The sequence below is a fragment of the Blastopirellula marina DSM 3645 genome (assembly GCF_000153105.1).
Lineage (GTDB): Bacteria > Planctomycetota > Planctomycetia > Pirellulales > Pirellulaceae > Blastopirellula > Blastopirellula marina.
The window spans coordinates 2,787,543-2,807,107 of sequence record NZ_CH672376.1 but is presented as its reverse complement, the minus strand read 5'-3'; the positions used below and the strand labels follow the sequence as shown (position 1 = coordinate 2,807,107).

Below are 19,565 nucleotides of genomic sequence, written 5' to 3'. Positions count from 1 at the left end.
CTTATGAACCATTGAAAGCATATTTAAACAACAGGAGCCCGGTCAACCATCCATTCACCTAATTCGCGAGAAATGAATAATGCCCGAAATTGCGAACCAATTACTGGTTCGCGCGGATATACGCCTGATCTACATCGCTAAGACTCGCAGCCGGCGCTGAGATTATTGAGCCGTCCGCTTTCTCCAAACTCACCGTGCCGTCGTCGTTCACCTTCAACAGTTTCGCTTGGACCGTGAACTTGCCGTTGGCGCTGGTGAACGTGCGAATCTCCATTGGGGCGGTGGTCGGAGCGGACTCAGTGACTTGCATTTGCCGAATCGCGTACATCCCCAACGACGTCAGACTCTTTCCCTTTTCATACGTCCCAAAAACGCCGGCGATCGTCTTACCGTCAGCGTAATAGTTAGCCGGATATCCGGTGTCGGAACCCATGTAATCGCCAAAATATCCTTGCTTCGGATTGATTTTGGTTCCGTTGAGCGGCCCATAGGCCAACTGCATCCCATCTATGATCCTACCGGTTTGCGACTTGAAGCCTGCAGCGACTCCGCCGGGTTCCGCCAACTGTTGTACAGGGCGGTCGGTCTCGTTACCACAAATCTGGCCTTTGACATATTGGTCACCGATCTGGTAGATCGGTTGAATGCCGGCGACCGATTTGACGTAGTAATCTCCAATAAAGAAGATCGCCCCGACCATGACGCCACCGGGCGGCGCCCGATCCTCAAAACTGTCGCCTCCACCTCTTCCCACAGGCTTACCCTTTTGAATCGAACCTTCGGGGTAGCTGAAATAGTCGAGCGACTGCGGCGGCTTGGGCAGTTCTAAAGCGGCCCGTCGGGCCGCTTCCTTTTGTTGCTGCATCTTCTCAGCGGCTAATTTGGCGATTCGCTCTTCCTCTTGTTGCGCCGCTACGCGTTCGGCTTCCTTGCGCATCCGCTCTTTTCGGTCTTCCTCGGCGCGACGCCGCGCCTCTTCCTGCGCTTCGCGGTGCTTTAGTTCTTCCGCTTGCCGCTTCGCCTTCTCCTCTGGCGTCTCGGGCACAACTGGCTTGGGGACGACCGGCTTGCTCATGGGAACTGACATCGGCGCCGGCATGTCAGGTAGCTGGTAGACCTGTCGCGCCTCATCGTGCGTATCCTCTTGTTCCTTCATCGCCTGAGAGCCGCAGGCAAATAATACGATGACTCCTATTACGCAATAGCAACTGCCGATAAGTGCTGGGAAGCCCGGCGTGGATTCATTCAATCCAACCAACGAAAAGAGCAGGGCGGCGCGACGCGATATCAGCAGCGACTTGGTGACGATTCCGTAAACACCCCCGCCTAGGATAAGGAGTCCGATCGCAGCGGCCCACAAAAGCGACTGACTCTGACTCATCTCATTTTCTGCGGCCAGCAAGATCCAGCTTTCCACTTCACCCCCCTACGGTCATTGCACCTTTAAGCAGACGCAAGATTAACCAGCAGCAGAATTGGGGTCAACTAATTTCGATAGATTTTTGTCGAAAATGTCAGTTAAAATATTGCGCATTTAGAGGCGGCGACAATCGATCGATTCCAGCGACATCTGACGCGGCGGCTTCAAAACGATTTGCCGTCTGCGTTAAGTTCTCGCGCAACGATTGATTGGCGACCAGGCTGCTCTCGAAGAATTGGCTAGGCGTTGGGGGTACTGGTTGCTGGAAGCGCCTGCGGATTCTTTCCCTCGCCCTTCGAATCGGAATCGATCGATACGACAGCGACAGAGAAAAAAACTGCCCCCATCATGCAGAAGCCAATGGCGATAGATCGCGCGCATTGGAGGAGAAAACCCTTTCTTCCCCAACAGCCGCTGGACAGCCCGGTCCTGCGGGCTGAGCAGGAGCGATTTTGTAACAAGGCCGTAAACGCGAATTTCAAAGAATAACGCGCCAATCGCAAAGAAGAATAAGCCGGGCCGAACTGCGAGTTGATCGGATCCAGCGGCCAGATGGAGATCCAAGTATTCGCGACATCTCCGTTAATCTTGCGTCTTTGGTTAGACGCAAGATTCAACCGTCGTCAAAAAAGGAGCAATAAAACTTGGTATCCTTTTTTGAGATCTGTGACTAGCCTTTGCGCCCGGTGCGACGACGATCCGCTTCTTTGAGGGTCATCTTGCGCAGGCGGATAAAGTTAGGAGTCACCTCCACGAGCTCATCGTCTTCGATGTACTCCAGCGCCGCTTCCAGCGACATCTGACGCGGCGGCTTGAGGACGATGTTTTCGTCCGAGCCTGAGGCGCGCATGTTGGTCAGCTTCTTCTCCCGGATCGGGTTGACGACCATATCTTCGTTGCGAGCATTCTCGCCGACGATCATGCCTTCGTACAACTCTTCGCCGGGTCGGATGAACAACTCCGAGCGATCCTGCAAATTGAAGAGCGAAAAGCCGACCGCTTTGCCGGTCGAGTTGGAGATCAGCACGCCGTTGGGACGACGCGGCACGTCTCCGCTGATCGGACGATACGACTCGAAACGATGATTGATAATCGCTTCTCCTTGCGTCGCATTGAGCATTTTGGTGCGGATCCCGATCAGACCGCGGGCCGGGATCGAAAAGACGACCTGCGTGAAATCGCCGCGCGGCGACATTTCGACCATTTCGCCGCGTCGCTCGCCGACCATTTCCATGACCGGCCCCATCTTGATCGACGGGACTTCGACCACGAGGTTTTCAAACGGCTCTTCTTTGCGGCCGTCCACTTCACGCATGATGACTTGCGGCTTGCTGACCGCTAGTTCGAATCCTTCGCGGCGCATCGTTTCGACCAAGACGGCCAAGTGCAGCACGCCGCGTCCGGCGACGGCGAACGCATCGGCTGACGCGGTGTCTCGAACTCGCAGTGCGACGTTGCGTTCCAACTCTTTGTAGAGTCGATCGCGGAGATTGCGCGACGTGACGTACTTGCCGTCCTTGCCGACAAACGGCGACGTGTTGATGGTGAAGACCATTTCCAACGTCGGTTCGTCGACCAACAATCGCGGCAGCCCGTTCGGCTTTTCGAGATCGCAGATCGTATCGCCGATATCGATATCTTCAATACCGCAGAGCGCGACGACGTCGCCTGCTTCGGCCGAATCGACATCGACGCGACCGAGATTCTCAAAGACCTGAACGGAGCTAATTTTCGCTCGCTGCAGTTTGTCGCCGACCTTGGTGACGGCGACGTTCTGCCCCTTTTTGATGCGTCCGGCCTTGATGCGGCCGATTGCGATACGTCCCACGAATTCTGACCACGCGAGCGTCGTGCAGAGGATTTGCAGCGGCTCTTCGGGTTCGACTTCGGGGCCGGGGATGTGCTTTAGCACCAAATCAAGCAACGGCTCCATCGTGCCGGTGCGACCCGCCGGATCGTGCGTCGCGAAGCCTTCTTTGGCGCTGGTGAGATGAAGGGGAAATCAGTCACGTGTCGTCGCGCCAGAGCCAGAAGAGATCGAGCACTTCGTCGACCACTTCATCGGCCGCGCGTCAGGCTTGTCGACCTTGTTGATGACGACAATCGGCTGCAGTTTGCATTCCAGCGCCTTGGACAGCACAAACCGAGTCTGCGGCATCGGGCCTTCCGCCGCGTCGACCAGGACCAGGGCGCCGTCCGCCATGCTGAGGACGCGTTCGACTTCGCCCCCAAAGTCGGCGTGCCCCGGCGTGTCGATGATATTGACCTTCACCCCCTTGAACGGGAGCGCGATGTTCTTGGCCAAGATCGTGATGCCACGCTCTTTTTCTTGATCATTCGAGTCGAGGATTCGCTCGCTGCTCAGTTGGCTGTCACGGAACTGGCCGCTTTGCTTGAGCAGGCAGTCAACCAAGGTCGTTTTGCCGTGGTCGACGTGGGCGATAATTACGATGTTGCGAATGTCGTCGCGACGCATGGACGTATCTCTAGCGCGATTCTGGAAAAAAGTGAATCGTGAATCGTACCAAATGGCGCCAATTATGCGGTAGGGGAGTCGCCGCAAAGGGGCGGTAGTTACCGCTGTCCATCAAGAATTTTCGATGAATAAATGGAGCCGATCCCACGCGAACGGAAAAACAGCATGCCTAATCCGGCAAGGCGGTCGGCTGCTTCTCCGCTAAGCGGCAACACACCCTATTCGGCCCAATCGGGCTTCGGGAAGTCGCGAATTGGACTAAATCGAGGATAAGACTCCCAAACATCGCCAGAATCGCTCATCCGGGGATCACCGGTCTTTGTCAGATAGTTGTTGAGCAACTGCTCCATGGCCTCCCGGATGCTCTTGTGGGATCGATCATCCGCTAAATCTCGCAGGCAGGCAGGATCGGTTTGAATATTGAACAACTCGATCGCTGGGCGTCGATCGACGGCAGCGCCAAATAGCCGAGCGACCGCCGCATCTTCACGATGTTCGACCATCCAGTCGAGTGTCGGCGAGCCGTCGATATCGTGATATCCGCCATGCGGCGGCCCCAGCATGCCGGGCTTGGTGAACACCTGCGGAGCTCCCGCCGGCCAACGTTGCGGCTGAAAATTGCGGATCAGCAAAAATCGTGCGCTGCGGAGCGAACGCTGCGGGTAGGTAAGGTTGTTCCATCGCGACGACGAATGACGCTCACGCGAACTAAATGCGCCGCCAGCGAGCTTTTCCTGTTCTCCGGTAAGTCGCGGCAGTAGATTTCGACCAATCATCGGCGGCGTACCTTCCGCAGGAAATTGGACGCCGGCTGCCGCGAGAAACGTGGGCGCCAAGTCGGTGAGACTGACAACTTCGTCAATCGTTTGTCCTGCCGCAATTTTCGCAGGCCACGCGATCGCCAACGGCATGTGGATTCCATATTCGTAGTTGTTGGCCTTCGCTCGTGGAAAAGGCATGCCGTTGTCGCTAGTGACCACGACGAGGGTATTGTCGAGCTGACCGATGGCTTCCAATTGCTTCAGCGTTGCGCCCAGTTGCTGATCAAACCACTCGATCTCCCGAGAGTAATCAAGCAAATCGCCGCGGATCGGTTCGGCCTCAGGCAGAAACGGAGGCAATGTCGCATCGGCAAGCGTTTTCCCAGCTTCTTCGCCGCTCCCTTTTTGATAGGGTCGATGCGGCTCCATGGCGCCAAACCAAAAGCAGAACGGAGCGTCCGCAGGACGATCGGCCAGAAAGTCGGCGAAGTTCGCCGCATAGTCGTTGTTGCTGATTCCTGCGGCCGGCTTCTTCGCCAGCTTTCGCTTTTGATAAGCAGGCCCCGCCGGATTGCGCTCGCGTCCGCTGATTTTGAAATTGCCTGGTCCCCAGCCTTTGCCGGTGTAGCCCACAAAATAGCCAGCCGCTTCCAGCAGATCGGGATAAACGACGTACTTTTGCGGAAACGACGACGCATGCGTCCCCGCTTCTTCAAGCATCCAAGGATATCGCCCCGTCAGCAGCGCGGCCCGCGATGGAGAACAACCGGGAGACGCGGAGATCGCATTCTTGAAATAGGCGCCGCGGCGCGCGATCTGGTCAAAGTTGGGAGTCGCCGCCGATTGGCTGCCGGCGATCGAAGTATCGAGCCAGGATTGGTCGTCGGAAATGACGAGCAGGATATTCGGACGCTGGTCAGCATACAAATTGGTCGCCAACCAAAAGAAACAAAATAGGCCAACCACGAGGGCACGACGGGGCATGGGGGTCTACCGGTTGAAACGAAGACTGGACGGGAAACGTTTCCCTAGTATGCGGCGCCTGAGCGATCGATTCAATTCTTCCTGTTTGCTTCGATTCTCGATAGAACGTTTACCCCGCGTATCGGCCTGATGCGGGGATCGTGCTATGCTTGATCGCCCCCGCCGTGAAAGAACCAGATCAACAAGCGATCGCCGTCCGGAAAATAGTTGTATGGAGTGGATTCGAGAGATTGGGCTGATCGCCCTTTGCGCCCATTCAATCGGCGTACTGACGGCCGTCAATGCGATCATGAAGACGCGCACCTCGCAGGGAGCGATCGCGTGGGCGATCACGCTATTCATGTTTCCGTATGTCGCGGTTCCCGCTTATTGGATCTTTGGCCGCAATCGCTTTCATGGGTATGTCGAAGCTCGTCGTAGCGAGAACCGCGGCGTCCAGCACATCACCAACACCCTGCGCGGGGCCGCCGGCGAATTCATCGTTACCGACGATATGCCGTATGAGTTGAAGACGTTCCAGATCCTGGCCGAATTTCCCTTCAGCCGCAAGAACTCGATTCGCTTGTTGATCAACGGCGAAGCGACCTTTGACGCGATCTTCGCCGCGATTGCGACCGCCGAAAAATATGTTCTCGTGCAGTTCTACATCCTGCGTGATGATGATTTGGGTCGAGCGCTGCAGCAACAATTGATCGATCGAGCCCAAGCCGGCGTTCACGTATCCGTCTTGTATGACGAAATTGGCAGCTATGGGCTGTCGCGCAAATATGTCGCCGAACTGCGCGAAGCCGGGGTCTTGATCGTGCCGTTTCATACGACCAAAGGACGCGGCAATCGCTTTCAGCTCAATTTTCGTAATCATCGCAAAATCGTGGTCGTCGATGGGCAAACTGCCTATGTCGGCGGACACAACGTGGGCGACGAATATATGGGGCGTGACCCGAAAATCGGTCCCTGGCGCGATACCCATGTAGAGCTCCGCGGTCCTGCCGTGCAGGCGGTGCAGCGTTCGTTTCTAGAGGACTGGAATTGGGCGACGCACGAACTGCCGCCGGTTGAGTGGATCCCGCAACCTTCTGACGATGACCAGCAGGTATTGGTCGTGCCGACAGGTCCGGCCGACGATATTGAGCGCTGCACGCTATTTTTCGTCCAGGCGATCAACATGGCGCAAAAACGGATCTGGATCGCGAGTCCCTATTTCGTGCCGGACCCGCCGGTTATTGCGGCGTTGCAGTTGGCGGCGATCCGGGGATGCGATGTTCGCATTATCCTGCCAGAGCGTCCCGACCATATCTTGGTTTACTTGTCGGCCTTCTCGTTTATCGCCGAAGCGGCGCCCAGCGGAGTTCGCTTCTTTCGGTATGAGCCTGGTTTCTTGCACCAAAAGGTGGTGTTGATCGACGATCACTTCGCCGCTGTCGGCACGGCGAACCTCGACAATCGCTCGTTTCATCTCAATTTTGAAATCATGATCGCGGCCGCCGATCACAAGTTCGCCGCCGAAGTCGCGCATATGTTGGAGGAAGATTTCCAGCAATGCCGCGAAGCTCACGCAGATGAGCTGGCCCAGCAATCTTATGCATTTCGCCTAACCGTCGCGCTCTCGCGCTTAATGGCCCCCATTCAGTAGGGCGCATGCTAGCGACGAGAGCGGCAGATTCGGCAGAATCGTAAAAAACGACAAGCTCGCCTGAACTTGCCTAGTCGGTGCGACCGAAACAAAAAGAGGAGATGCGCTGGGGCAAATTGCTAGCAGCGTCTTCCGCTTTGAATCTGACGCATCATCGACGGAGTCGACCAAATGCCACGCGCGACCTCGCTGCTTCCTCGCCTCACCCTACTCGCACTGGCGTTAATGTCGGGCTGTGCTTTTCCCTTCTTCCGCTCGAAAGACAAATCGTTGGAAGAGATGGTGACCGTCGAAGCGATGACCGAAGAAGGGCTTCAAACGCCGGTGGTCGAGCCGAAGCCGGCTGTCGCTGAAAAAGAGAAGCCGATGCCGCCGATTGCGCGGTTCTTTGGCGGCTTTTTTGGCCGCGGCAAATCCCAGCCCCAGCCAGATCCCGTCTCGACTCTGCCGGAGACAGATGAACCCCCGTCGGAAAGCGTCGCCAACAGTTCGCAACCAAAAATCGAATACAACAACACTGGCGATGTCGGCGCCGGCATCGTAGCGCCGAAGGCAGCCGAGCCTACTCCGGCCCTCGCGCCGCAGATCAGCAATCTGGCCGAAATGCATTCCAGCCAACCTGCTCCAGCACCCAGGCCAGCCGCTAAGGCGCAACCAACCGAGATCGTCAATCCGCACGCTGTCGCCCAAACGCCGGCCGAACAACCGGCGTCGCAACAGAATGCGACAATGCCTAATCCCGCGAAGCAGACATTCGCGTCGCAATCGACGCGATCGCAATCGGGGTCACTGACCGCCGCACTTCGGAATGCGTTGGACGATGCGACGAAAGATGGCTTGGCCCAGGAAGCGCCCGAGCGCAAGTCGCCGACGGTCGCCGCCGCCCCCAGCAGCGCGTCCCGTTTCAACACTCCCTCACCGGCGCAATCGCAAGTTGTCGATCTTAGTTCGTCACCGCTTGGCTCCGAGCCGGCGGCGCCTCGTTCGCAGCCGACGCCGGCGATCGGCAACAATCCTCCGGCGGTCGCCGAGAAGATTATTGAAAACCCGACCACGTCCTCCTCGCGAATCGTGACTGCCGCTCAGAAATCGGACGACAATCCCCTCCGCGAAGATGCAGCGACAAGCCGCACGCGTATGATCGATCTCGCGGCGCAACCGATCGGCGTTCGCACCGAGAAACCGCAAACGGTTTATCCGGCTCAAGAAGTCGAACCTGCCGTCGAATCAGCCTCCCAGCCGACCGATGCAACCACGCTGGTCGCCTTTCAGTCGCACGTTCATTCGGGCGATTCGATCATCGACCAGCTCAAGCAAAGTCGCCGCGTCAATCAATTCCGTCCAATGTACGACACCGAAAGCGTAACCGCCGCCGCGACCGATCGCTCGGTCGCCCCGCCGAAGCCCCAAGCCGTCACCGCCGCAGTCCGTCCCGCTCCGTCGATCGAGCCGATGGAACCGCAGCCAACTCGGCCGACCGTTGTCGCAGCAATTCCGATGCAGGCCCCGCAAGAGGTCGCCGCTGCGGCTCAACCATCCGCGCCGCAAGCAAGCCCCACGGTGATCGCCGCCAGACCGACGCCGGTTCCGGTCGAAGTCGCCGCTCCTGTCCAAGCGCCGACGCCGCAACTTCCGACTGATTTTGCGGCTACTATTCCGCTGGAGAATCCGGCCGCGACCAAACCGGCGATGAGCAATCCGGAGCCAAGCACGCCGCCATATCGTCCCGAGGCGCTGTCCCAATTGATCCCTTCCGAGACGCCGATCACGACCGCCCAATTGGAACAACCCGGCAGCTTGCCAGCAGAACCGTCGGTGGATATGCCGACTCCTCAACTCGCGACGACGCCCTCCAATCCGGTTCGTGCGATTCCGCGGGTTGCGGTCGCTCCGCAAACCGCGTCGCGCTCGACCACCGATCCAGCGCCACAATCGCGGCCGACTCCGCAGATTGCTGATCGCCCGACTCCGGTCGCGGTCGAGCCGATGGTCATCCCGACTCCACGAACCTCGTCGCAGGTCGTTTCGCCGGTCACAATGCCGAAATTAGCGCCGGTGGTCACCGTCGAAGAATATCGCCGCATGCAACAGCAACGTCGTAATCAAGCGACGCAAAAGTACTAGAGTGCTAGGGGCTACAGTTCTCGCCAGTTCACGTCGATTCTCCCATGCAATCGCGATGCGATATCGCGATACTCCGGCCGATTGTCGACCAACATGCGAGCCGCTTCGCGGAGCGGCGTCCCATCGACGTGCTGACAATAGACGACTTCCGGCACATCGCACGGAACAAGCCCTGCCGCCCCTTCGGAAGTTGGCAGCGCGCCCACCTCTGATTCGGCGATATTCGAGCAGGGAAAAAAGACGCTCACTGAGCAGGAGCCTCCCAAAGTCGCTAGTCGCGGGCGACAGTCGGTCAGCGCTTTGGCGATCTCATCGCGTGGCGGAGCGCCGGTCAACGAAGCGGCGCTTGTCGTCTGCGACAGATCGGTTTGCGCTCGGATGACGACGGTGCGGCAGATGTTCTCTAGCATCTTCGCCGCTTTCATCGTTCCATCACGCGTGCAAACTAGCAGGTTCTGCAGCCCGTGGTGTTCGTCGCTGATCCGAGTACGCGCTTCGCGGTCGGCGACCAGTAAGAATTCGTGGAAACGGGGCTCCACGGCGCGAATGGACGTATCGGCGAGATTCCCCACTTCGAGGTCGAAGAAGTTCGCTAGTCGACGAAGTTCTCCCTCAACGTTCTTCAGCGCTAGATTGGAATCGAGGATCTTGGCCCGCACGACCTGGGCGAACTGACAGACGCCCAACAAAGCGACGCCATGCGTGCGGAGATGTGCGTATTTGATCCATGCATCGTAGTCGCTCGCCGCCTTCTTCGCTCGATCGCGAGATCGTCCATCAGCGCCGTCAAAATTTGTTTCCAGCAACTTTTGCCGATGCCGATAGACTTCGCCTTGCAGGCGTTCCGCCATCGCGCGGGCTTTGTCTTCTAACAAGCGAAAATAACCGTCGACTGCGGTTTGCAACTCGCGAGTCCGTTGCAGACGAAACTCTTCCTGATCCAAGTGAGCCAAGAGCCAGGCGATCACCTTTTGCGCCGTCGCTTCGCCCAGGGCGCGCAGTTGGGGCGCGATTTCGCTGCGGAGAGAAACTCCACGCTTCTCCGACGACTCCATTTCGGCCGCACTTTGACCGATGACTTGATCAAGAAACTCGAACACGCTGAGCGATTTTTGCACGGGATCGTCGCACGGCTGGTCAAGCTGTTTGAATTCTTGCGCCAGCAGCGTGCGAAAATATTCGTCAGGATCAGCCCCCAGTTCGTTGTGCACCATCACAAACATGGTTTGCAGCAGGGGATCGAGCGCCAGGTTATCGCGCACCACCAGTTCTTCGACATGTTGTTGCAAGATCCGTTCAAAGCGATCTTGTCGCTCATCGCTCTCTTCATCCTGCTTGTTTAACATCGCCATCCGGCGACGATCTCCAGCGGGACTCTCATCTGTTCCCAACCATCGCTGAACAACGGCGCTGGCGACTTCGCAACTGTAACGTTCGGTCGCGGAGCGCGAACTAAGGGGGACCGTGTAGGTCGAAAAAGTGCTGACTGTCGGCGCTTCCCCATCATCGTACGCATTGTCGGCATGCAAGTTATCCAGATAGCCGCCGCTACGACTGCGGGCTCGCATCAACAGATAATCCGAGAGCTCGTCGATCTGTCGATCGTAGTCGCCGTCGCTCAGTTCGTCTCCCCAATGAAGTAGTTGGAACACCGGTCGACGCGAACCGCGAAAGTCAATCGCCGGGATTCTGGCGGAGGGATCGCCGGGATATTTCTGCGACTGCAAAATCTGATGCAGTTCGGTCATGCAGGCCAGACTGTTCGCCCGCGCCAAATCCTGCTCGCCCGCTTTCCGCGGACCAGCATGGATGAGCAGCACCTCTAAGTCGCTGAGGTGTTGTCCCCGCTGTTGCAGTAAATGGGAGATCGCAAACGCCATGTCCAACACGATTCCGCCGCCGGCGCCGCCGTTGATAGACGCCATCAAAATGATGCGGGGATCGCCGCCGACAGCATTTGGAGTCAACTGAGATTGCTCTGCGACGTTATCGAGCGCATCCCCAATGGATTGCAAAATCGTATCAATGTGATCCAGATATGCGATCCGTCCCAACGGTCGCAGGCCTTCAGTCGCCAACGAATTGGGAATATTGTACAACCACCGCCGGCTCACGGACTGCGTGATGCGAGCAGATTCGCTGCGATACGATTGCGGACGTCGCAGCGGAATCAACAACCGGGTAATGTCGGTCGCCTCGGGAAGCGGCGGAGGAATCTCCATCGAATTCATCGTCCGCGCATCGGTATCGACGGCGATCGCACGATACCAGGCTTGTCCCTGTTCTTTGCCGCTATCGCGGTACTTTTGCTCAATCGCGTAAGCCAAACGTACGCCGACTCCTCCCACGCCGATCACCAATGTCGGGCGATGTTTGCAATCCGCCGTGCTCCAGGTCCGAGGTCCCTTATTTTCTACCTGACGCTCCGGCAGATCGCCCCAAAGCAGAGGAGATACCGGCGACGGATCAGAACCCCCAATCTCGAGCGTGCGAGCGTTGTCGTTCGACGCTTGCGCTTCGACAGGATCGATGGTGCGCGTGTCAGCGGCGCAGATCGTCTTGGTATCGGTATTGGCGATATCCTGCTTCCCTGCCGCTCCCGATGAGGGCAAAACGCTCGTCGGATCGGATGCAGCGACCAGCGCTTGCAGCATTTCTCGACAGTTGTGGAACCGATGCCGAGGATCCTTGGCGAGCGCACGATCGATGATCGCACGATCGGCCTCGGGCAATGAGTTGAGTCGCGGCTTGCTGCTGAGATGCTGCGCCGTCAACTGCGCCGGAGTCTTGCCCGGAAAGGGCAGGGCGCCGGTCAGCATTTCCTGGAAGACGATCGCCAGGCTGTATTGATCGCTTTGCATCGACGGTTGATCGTGAAACACTTCCGGCGCCGCGTATACCGGCGTCAGTCCCGCCATCATCGATGCGGTGACGTCCTGCAGATGTTTCACCAACCCAAAATCGGCCACTTTGGAGTGATCGCCGACAATCAGCAGATTCTCGGGTTTGACGTCAAGATGCTGGAGCGAGTGCGACTCGCTCATGTAGTCGAGGCCTTCGGCCGAATCGCACAGATAGCGGAGCAATTCGGCTCGGGGAACGCCTGGCAGACCTTCGCTGCGACATTCTTCAAACCGATCCTTCAAACTTTTGTCGGCCAATTCGGTCACGATAACCAATTGACCGTCGATCACTTCCACGCGCTCCAGTGAGAGCAAGAAAGGATGCCGTACGCTCCGGATACGGTGGAGCGCTTTCAATTCGCGAGCGGCGCGAGCTTCGTCATGGAATCCATAGACGAATTTCACCGCCTTCTGCAGTCCGCCTGGGGCGTCGGCGATCCATACTTCGCCATAGCCGCCGGCGCCAATTCTTTGGCGCACGCGGTAACCTGCTACCTCACGTACATGTGCAGGGACTTCGGTTGTCACGAAAACTTCGCCTCAATTCGCATTCATGTGTGCATCCGGTTCTCGACAGCCCCGTCAAGAACTCTTTCCGATTGGTCAATCAGTTTGTTATCTGAAAGACGTCGCTTGCTACGCTTGCCCAGCGTCGCGACGTCGATACCTTCCTCGACTCATGTTGACTCCCAGGTCGCGAAACCGCTGCGCGCTCGCTTCGGCATGCACCCCAGTCGCTATCGTCACAATATGTTTTTCTTCGCAAACGCCGATCACTTCACGAACGCCGGCTTGCAGCGCCGTATCGTCGTCAATTTCCCGAGCGACCGTTTCGCGGAACTCGATATAATCCGGAGCCAGATCGAGATAATCTTCAAATCGAGATTTGGAAGGATGAAAGCCGGCGAACGCCGTTTCGCAGCCGATTGACTGCAGTTCATTCATAAAGTCGCGGAAAAACGGTAATTCGCACACCGCTTCATCCGGAATGACGATCACGGTGCGCCGCGCTTCCGGCGATTGATCACGAGCGTAGGCGACCGAATCGAGAAAACTCGTCGAACCGATCTCGTGCGATTCTGGTCGCAAAAACAAGCAGACGTTTTCAGGCAGCATCTCCGCCGCCGAATAAGCTCGCAGTCGATGCACTCGCTGTAAACGTTCGGTTAACCGGCACTCAGTATCCAGTATCTTGCGACTGATCGGATCGTCGGCGCCGACGTTACTTTCGATCATGCGACGCACCAAAAACCCAAACGGATCGCCGCTTGAGAGGTCGTAAATGCCGTCAAAATCGACGCGAACGCCACCTACTGCGGCGATCTCTTGCCAGCGGCGAAACGCTTGGAGCGAGTCGAAATAGGTCGCGCCGTTTTCGGCGGCGGCTCCGCCTCCGTCCATTTGCAGCGTGACAGTTTGACGCTGTTGCGACTGGTTACCGCTATGGAAATCAAATTCGATGTCGGCGACCATCAACGTGTCGCCGTCGGAGATGATTTTCTCCGTGATCTTCTCGCCGTTAACAAACGTCCCATTCGTGCTGTTCAGATCGCGCAGCAGATATTGGCTTCCTTCTTTCAGTAACAGCGCATGCTCACGGGATACGCGCCCTGATTCCACCGGATAGTCGCACGAATCATTTCTGCCGATCGAAAATGGAAATTTTTCGATCGGCAATTTTCGCGTTTCGCCGCTTTCCGCCGAAAAAACTTCGAAAAATGGTGCGCCTACCTGGGGATCGAACAGAACTTCGGTGTGCATAGGGAACCTTCTCGCAGGCGAAAAGTCACATCGATTTCACCCCTTACGACAACGAGAGTTGGCCGGAAAAGGGGACGCTTGATAAGGAAAACGCAATTTGGCTGCAACCTTGTGCATCGAAAACATAGCATTGAATTCTTCCTCCAGACGGAATTTCCGAATTCGATTTGGATTGTTTCAAGTTGTTCGCCGCGCTTGCCGGCTCTTTTTGACCTATGTTTTCGATGGCCTCGGCGGCGATGTCGCCAAAAGTCAACGCGCTTCCCATCTCGATTGCTATTCAGCCAAGAGACGTTTATGCAACGCCGACCGCTCCGCGTTTTGCTTGTATCGCCAGACCGTTCATTTCTCCGTCGCACGGCCGAGTTTTTAAACGCGTGCCGGCTGGAAGCGTATGTCGCCGGCGACGCCGATCAGGCCGAATGGGCGCTGGCCAGTCGCGAGCCTGATATTGTGGTCGTCGATTCTGCGGCGCCGCGAGCCGCCGCCGTGCTGCAAAGTTCACGTCGTGATCGGCACACCACGCAGGCGTACGTCTACGCCATCTTGATCACCGACAGCGACTCGCCGGAACGCATTTTTGACGCGATCGCCGGAGGCGCAGACGACGTGATCCCCCGCCCGCTGCGGTTTACAGAATTGCTCGTCCGGATTCGCGCCGCCGCTCGCTCGCTGGAAGTTGAAAGCCGGCTGCATCGTCGCGTCGGTCGACGATCGGCGTCCGGATTAGGGAATGCCGGCGTTCTGCTGCGTCAGCTACGCGAAGACCTTCGCGACGCCGCGACAACCGGAAATGAAGTCAGCCTGGTCTTGTTTGATATCGACTATGCGTTGCGGTTTGGACCGAACCCCGGATTGGATCACATCATCGAGCAGGTAACATCGACTATTCGCAGCGAGTTGCTTCCCACCTATCGGATGTGCCAACCTTCGGTCGACCAATTGGCGGTCATGTTGCCGAATTCGACGGCGGCGGAAGCGTACGAATGGGGAAACGAACTGCGACAAAAGATCGCCAACACCGAGTTCCAGCATGCCGAGACCACGCTCCAACTTACGGTCAGCGTCGGAGTCGCCGCTTCAGCCGATTCGGGGCCTATTGCCGAAGAATTGTGGGAAAACGCCCAGGAACGGCTCGAATTTGCGAAAAACTCTGGCGGCAATTTTGTCGCTTCGATTCGAGAATTACAAGCGGAAGATACGTCGAACGGCAGTTCTCACGGCCGGCTGTTTGACGGCACGACAACGGCCGACGTACTTCGTCCCACGTTCGTTCAGCTATCCACCAATGCGCCAGCCGACGAAGTGATCACGGCGTTCGCCAAACATGATCTGGATATCGCTCCGGTCATCGATGCGCAGCGACATTTTGCCGGCGCCATTACACGCGAAGTCGTGCAAAATCGAGCCGCCCGATCTCGCGAACTCACCGCGGCGGAACTGGTCGACGCCAATTTTCCGCAAATGGAAGCAGACGCGACTTTCAGCGAATTGGTCAACTTCTTCTCCGAGCATCCGTCTCCCTGCGTCGCGATCGTCCGCCAAGGAAAGCCGCTCGGCTTTGTCTCACGCGACGATCTAGCGCTGCTCAGCGAACCGCTCGATTCGTCGAGCTACGCCGAGTCTCGCGACGAAATCCCGACAACAGAATTCTACGTGGTCAGCCGTCCGCAATTGATTGAAGTCGGCCCCGAAGAGTAGGAAGAAATACGGAGAATCGCCGCCAACCTTTTCTCCGCTTTCCGCTTTTCTTCTAGTCGCCTGCGACGACCGTAAAATAGCTCTTCACCACGCGGTCAAAGTACTCCGGTTTCATCTCCATCGGAATACCTTTGTACAGGCAATAGTTGCGGATTTGACTAAGCAGGTCGCGCGGCTGGCAGCGGCGCATGGGGCGATTGATCGGTTGATAGTGACGTTCGATCAAATGCTCGACGGCGTCGGCGTTGTACTCGAAGTTCAGCTGCTTGGCGAAAATCCGGAAGAGGGTTCGGAATTCGTCGATTTGCGCGTCCCGAACTTCAATTTTGTACGGGATGCGACGTAAGAAGGCGTCGTCGGTCAGGTCTTTTGGCTCAAGGTTGGTCGAAAATATGATCAACTGCTCAAACGGGACCTGAATCTTTTTGCCGTTTGCCAGCGCCTGATAGTCGACTCGATTTTCGAGCGGTACGATCCAGCGGTTGAGCAATTGCGTCGGCTCCATTCGCTGGCGGCCAAAGTCGTCGATCAGCAAACAACCGCAGTTGCTTTTCATCTGCAGCGACGCTTCGCCGATGTTGTTGATCGTGTCGTGTCGTATTTCCAAACTGTCCAGCGTCAGCTCCCCCCCGACAATTACGGTCGGACGGCGAATCTTCACCCAACGATGATCGTAGCTCTCGGACTTCAAAATGGTGCTATGCGCTTCTTCGATCACTTCGTGATAGACGGTGTCGAACAGCTTGACATATTGGCCGTCCTCGATGATCGTTCGCGGGATCCAAATGTGCTGGCCGTAGCAAGCGGTGATCCGCTTTGCTAGCGTGGTTTTCCCATTACCTGGGGCGCCATACAAGAACAATCCGGCGCCGGAGTTCACCGCAGGCCCCAGATTGTCGAACAGATCGTCGTCAACCGAAAGTCCGGCGAACGCTTCTTCCAACTGCTCGCGCTGCGGCGATTCGTTTCGAATCGACTGAGCTTCGACCGACGTAATATAGTCCTCCAAAATGACCGGAGCCGCCCCAAAATAGGTGCAACTAGCCATATAGGACTGGGCGCGAGTACGCCCTTGGTCGGTTAACGCATAGGTATAGTCATTCAGCGCCGCAGAGCCGGTATGTTGCAAAATCTGGCGCGTACGGAGCGACGTGAATAGCGATTCGAGAATACCAAACGGCAGACAGATCTTTTCGGCGATCTGTCGTCCGCTGGCTGATCCGATATTCAACAGCAGCTTGCAGATGAGCGATTCAATCAACTGCGGCGAGAGACGCGTCTCGGCCATCGATTTAGGCTCTTCTGGACGAAAGTTTTCGTCCGACATCAGCGAGGCGAGCAAGCTGTTTTTCAGATCTAGCGTAGAAGTCGCGGACACGGCGTCTCTCCGAATGAGCAGTGGAAAAGAAGGGCGCTGAAGCTTAGTTCAATAAACCGCTTCGGGCTGGCCATTCCCTGCACAGATCGCACTCCTATAATTGGCGCAACCGTCATAATCATCGCGCGCTAGCAATGCGACAGCGCCGCTAGCGCCATAGGTTTACTGCAGATGACTATTGTTAGCCTGGCGCGCAGGTCGATAGAAGGCTTGCGCACGACAATTTTGGAAGTTCGTATTTCTTGAATGCCTTTTCGGTGCTATGGTTGCACCGAACCGGTCAAACCTTGGGGGAGCAAACGCCCATGGCCTATGAAAAAGCGAAACTGCTGCTTGAGTCGTCGCACTCTTATTTAGAACGCATCGCTGCGATTCAGTCGTCGCTGGAGCTCGGAATGCCGTATGACGAGATCGAGGATTATCTCGATTGGGTCGAGCTGATGCGGTGCGAAGCTTCGAGCGGATCTGCCGAATAGGCGCCGCTATCAGAGCGTAGCCGATCTTGGACCGCGCCCCCAGCAGCCGGCTGCTTTAGGCAGCTAGCCGGCCGCTTCTAGATTCTTTAGAACGCGCACTGCTTCGTAGGCGTTCACGAGTCCGCCAATCCGTTGCACGAAGATCTGTACTTCGAGCACTTGCGAGGGGGACAAAATGTCGCTGCCGCACGAGAGCAAAATCTCGATCTCTTCGGCGGTAAGATTCTCGACGTCCAATTCCTTCAGCATGAGCGATCCTGAGCAGTAAGAAACCAATCGGGGCGAAACTATCCCGAAGTATCGGCGTGGCAATGCGTCGGATTTAGATTGCCTTCGATCGGTTTCCCACGTTCTTCCAGATCGCGACGCGGCGCGAAATTTTTATCGGAGCGATCGGCACATCCAGCGCGTGTTGATAGCACGCGATGTTAAAAGCTCATGGTTATTCGGTCGATGCCGCTAGACCGTTGAAGCCTTCGAGGATCCGCCAGCAGCATGCTGCGGCGTCAGGTCGGTTGCCGCGACCGCATTTGCGGTTACGCCGGAGACGCGCTCGCCCAGCAAGCAATGCAAACCCCAAAAACTGACCGCGACGGCGGTCCAGGCCAAAGGGTAAACGATCAAGCCGGGCCCCAATGCATACGAGCCAAGCATGATCCAACCGGCGCCGATCATCAGAAGCAAGCTTTTTAGCGGCATGAGGGGTGAACTCCATTTCGAGAGAGGAGCGTCTGCGGGATAGGCGGCGCTATCATTGCGTCCTACCCGTTCTATTTTATTCCATACCAAGCGAAAAATACGAGCCGATTTCCTGAAATTTAGGCTTTCTCCAATCGCTGCCAGCGGAATTTCCCACCGGCGACTGCAAAACAGGACGCGTTTCTCGCTTGCGTCGACTGCTGGCGCCTGCTATTTTTCGCGACCCCGCAGGCGTATGAAACCTAGTTCGCCAATCAAAGTAAAATCGATGCCCAAAGCCGCCGAAGTTCTTGGACAGTTCATTCCACTGCACTATCACTTTGAAATGCTGCGCGATCGCTATCGAATGCAAAGCTTTCGAGAAGCGATTGAAGCGACGGTCCGCCCCGGCGATAAAGTGGTCGATCTTGGCGGCGGCACCGGAGTGCTGTCGTTCTTCGCGGCGCGAGCCGGCGCCGAAGTCTGGTACTGCGAACGGAATCCCGAATTGGTCGACGCCGCCCAACGAATCCTGCGCGACAATCACGTTTCGCAGCAGGTTCATATCGTCCAGGCCGACGCAGCCGAATTCGCGCCGCCGACTCCGGTCGACTTCGTCATTTGCGAGATGTTGCATGTCGGCCTGCTCCGAGAAAAACAGATCGCAGTGATCTCGGCGTTTCAACGCAACTACCAGCAAGCCCATGGACCGGCGCTTCCCCGCTTTATTCCTGAAGGAACCTTGCTGGCTTGCCAGCCTGTGGAGCAGGACTTTGTGTTTGAGGGTTTCCTGGCGACAGGTCCCCTCTTTCAGGCGCCGGCTGACGACCATGCTGACACCAAAGTGCTGGCGGAAGCGGCGATTCATCACATGGTCTGGTACGACAAACCGCTCCGATCCGATATCGCGTGGAGCGGCAAATTTGAGATCGCCCAAGACGGTCAATTGAATGGGGTTCGTTTTATCACCAAAAACGCGCTGACGGTGCTGATCGAAGACCAGCGTGTCATTCCTTGGCACAACCAATTTCTCGTGATGCCGATCGAACAGCCGCTGCAAGTTTCGGCCGGCGACGTGATCGAAATTTCGTTCCAATACGAAGCTGGGGCCGAACTGGCGCAGTTGGGCGATACGCTACATGTGGCTCGCGCCGGCGAGCAAAAGCGGCCTCAGGTCGCATAACTGAATTCTGTGCGGCATCCCGTTCCCTCGGCGCTACGCGCATAACCGGCATCTGCGGCGCCTTAAACCCCGAAAAGGGGTAGCTTC

At 57.0% G+C, this 19,565-nt stretch carries 14 protein-coding genes; 5 read left to right on the top strand and 9 right to left on the bottom strand.

Features of this window, described 5'->3' with window-relative positions; translation table 11 throughout:
• Window positions 1-100: 100 nt before the first annotated feature.
• The 4 genes from DSM3645_RS13335 to DSM3645_RS13320 form a co-directional block, all read right to left on the bottom strand.
• Complete coding sequence (locus tag DSM3645_RS13335; protein WP_002652722.1) at window positions 101-1,417, bottom strand: SHD1 domain-containing protein; 1,317 nt, start codon at window positions 1,415-1,417, stop codon at window positions 101-103.
• A gap of 673 nt (window positions 1,418-2,090) precedes the next feature.
• Window positions 2,091-3,353 (bottom strand): EF-Tu/IF-2/RF-3 family GTPase, encoded by a 1,263-nt coding sequence (locus DSM3645_RS13325; protein ID WP_002652719.1) that lies wholly within the window; start codon window positions 3,351-3,353, stop codon window positions 2,091-2,093.
• 69 nt (window positions 3,354-3,422) lie between these two features.
• Entirely contained in the window at window positions 3,423-3,896 is a 474-nt protein-coding gene (locus DSM3645_RS31695) for a GTP-binding protein (protein WP_002652718.1), read from the bottom strand.
• 218 nt (window positions 3,897-4,114) lie between these two features.
• Complete coding sequence (locus DSM3645_RS13320) at window positions 4,115-5,641, bottom strand: sulfatase family protein (RefSeq protein WP_002652717.1); 1,527 nt, start codon at window positions 5,639-5,641, stop codon at window positions 4,115-4,117.
• A gap of 211 nt (window positions 5,642-5,852) precedes the next feature.
• Between DSM3645_RS13320 and cls the strand changes: the two genes are divergently transcribed.
• Window positions 5,853-7,274, top strand: coding sequence for a cardiolipin synthase (gene cls / locus DSM3645_RS13315; RefSeq protein ID WP_002652716.1), 1,422 nt, complete (start codon window positions 5,853-5,855; stop codon window positions 7,272-7,274).
• Window positions 7,275-7,445: 171 nt separating this feature from the next.
• Window positions 7,446-9,398, top strand: a complete 1,953-nt coding sequence (locus DSM3645_RS13310) for a hypothetical protein (RefSeq protein ID WP_131282543.1) — start codon at window positions 7,446-7,448, stop codon at window positions 9,396-9,398.
• A gap of 11 nt (window positions 9,399-9,409) precedes the next feature.
• Here the strand turns inward: DSM3645_RS13310 and DSM3645_RS13305 are convergent, their stop codons facing one another.
• Window positions 9,410-12,781, bottom strand: a complete 3,372-nt coding sequence (locus DSM3645_RS13305) for a protein kinase domain-containing protein (RefSeq protein WP_002652714.1) — start codon at window positions 12,779-12,781, stop codon at window positions 9,410-9,412.
• A 156-nt stretch (window positions 12,782-12,937) separates the two neighbouring features.
• Window positions 12,938-14,062, bottom strand: a complete 1,125-nt coding sequence (locus DSM3645_RS28270) for an FHA domain-containing protein (protein WP_002652713.1) — start codon at window positions 14,060-14,062, stop codon at window positions 12,938-12,940.
• 297 nt (window positions 14,063-14,359) lie between these two features.
• On the opposite strand from DSM3645_RS28270, the gene DSM3645_RS13290 reads away from it, so the two are divergent.
• Entirely contained in the window at window positions 14,360-15,763 is a 1,404-nt protein-coding gene (locus DSM3645_RS13290; protein WP_002652711.1) for a diguanylate cyclase, read from the top strand.
• A 52-nt stretch (window positions 15,764-15,815) separates the two neighbouring features.
• On the opposite strand, the gene DSM3645_RS13285 is transcribed toward DSM3645_RS13290, so the two are convergent.
• The gene (locus tag DSM3645_RS13285) at window positions 15,816-17,141 is read right to left on the bottom strand and encodes a hypothetical protein (protein ID WP_002652710.1); all 1,326 of its coding nucleotides are present in this window, start codon (window positions 17,139-17,141) and stop codon (window positions 15,816-15,818) included.
• 305 nt (window positions 17,142-17,446) lie between these two features.
• Between DSM3645_RS13285 and DSM3645_RS30450 the strand changes: the two genes are divergently transcribed.
• Window positions 17,447-17,617: a hypothetical protein gene (locus DSM3645_RS30450; RefSeq protein ID WP_154657805.1), complete on the top strand. Its 171-nt coding sequence runs from the start codon at window positions 17,447-17,449 to the stop codon at window positions 17,615-17,617.
• Between the two features lie 63 nt (window positions 17,618-17,680).
• Here DSM3645_RS30450 and DSM3645_RS13275 read toward each other — a convergent pair whose 3' ends face one another.
• Both DSM3645_RS13275 and DSM3645_RS13270 read right to left on the bottom strand, forming a co-directional pair.
• Window positions 17,681-17,866, bottom strand: a complete 186-nt coding sequence (locus DSM3645_RS13275; RefSeq protein ID WP_002652708.1) for a hypothetical protein — start codon at window positions 17,864-17,866, stop codon at window positions 17,681-17,683.
• 210 nt (window positions 17,867-18,076) lie between these two features.
• Window positions 18,077-18,316, bottom strand: a complete 240-nt coding sequence (locus DSM3645_RS13270; protein ID WP_002652707.1) for a hypothetical protein — start codon at window positions 18,314-18,316, stop codon at window positions 18,077-18,079.
• 268 nt (window positions 18,317-18,584) lie between these two features.
• On the opposite strand from DSM3645_RS13270, the gene DSM3645_RS13265 reads away from it, so the two are divergent.
• The gene (locus DSM3645_RS13265) at window positions 18,585-19,478 is read left to right on the top strand and encodes a methyltransferase domain-containing protein (RefSeq protein ID WP_040351824.1); all 894 of its coding nucleotides are present in this window, start codon (window positions 18,585-18,587) and stop codon (window positions 19,476-19,478) included.
• The last annotated feature ends 87 nt before the right edge of the window (window positions 19,479-19,565 follow it).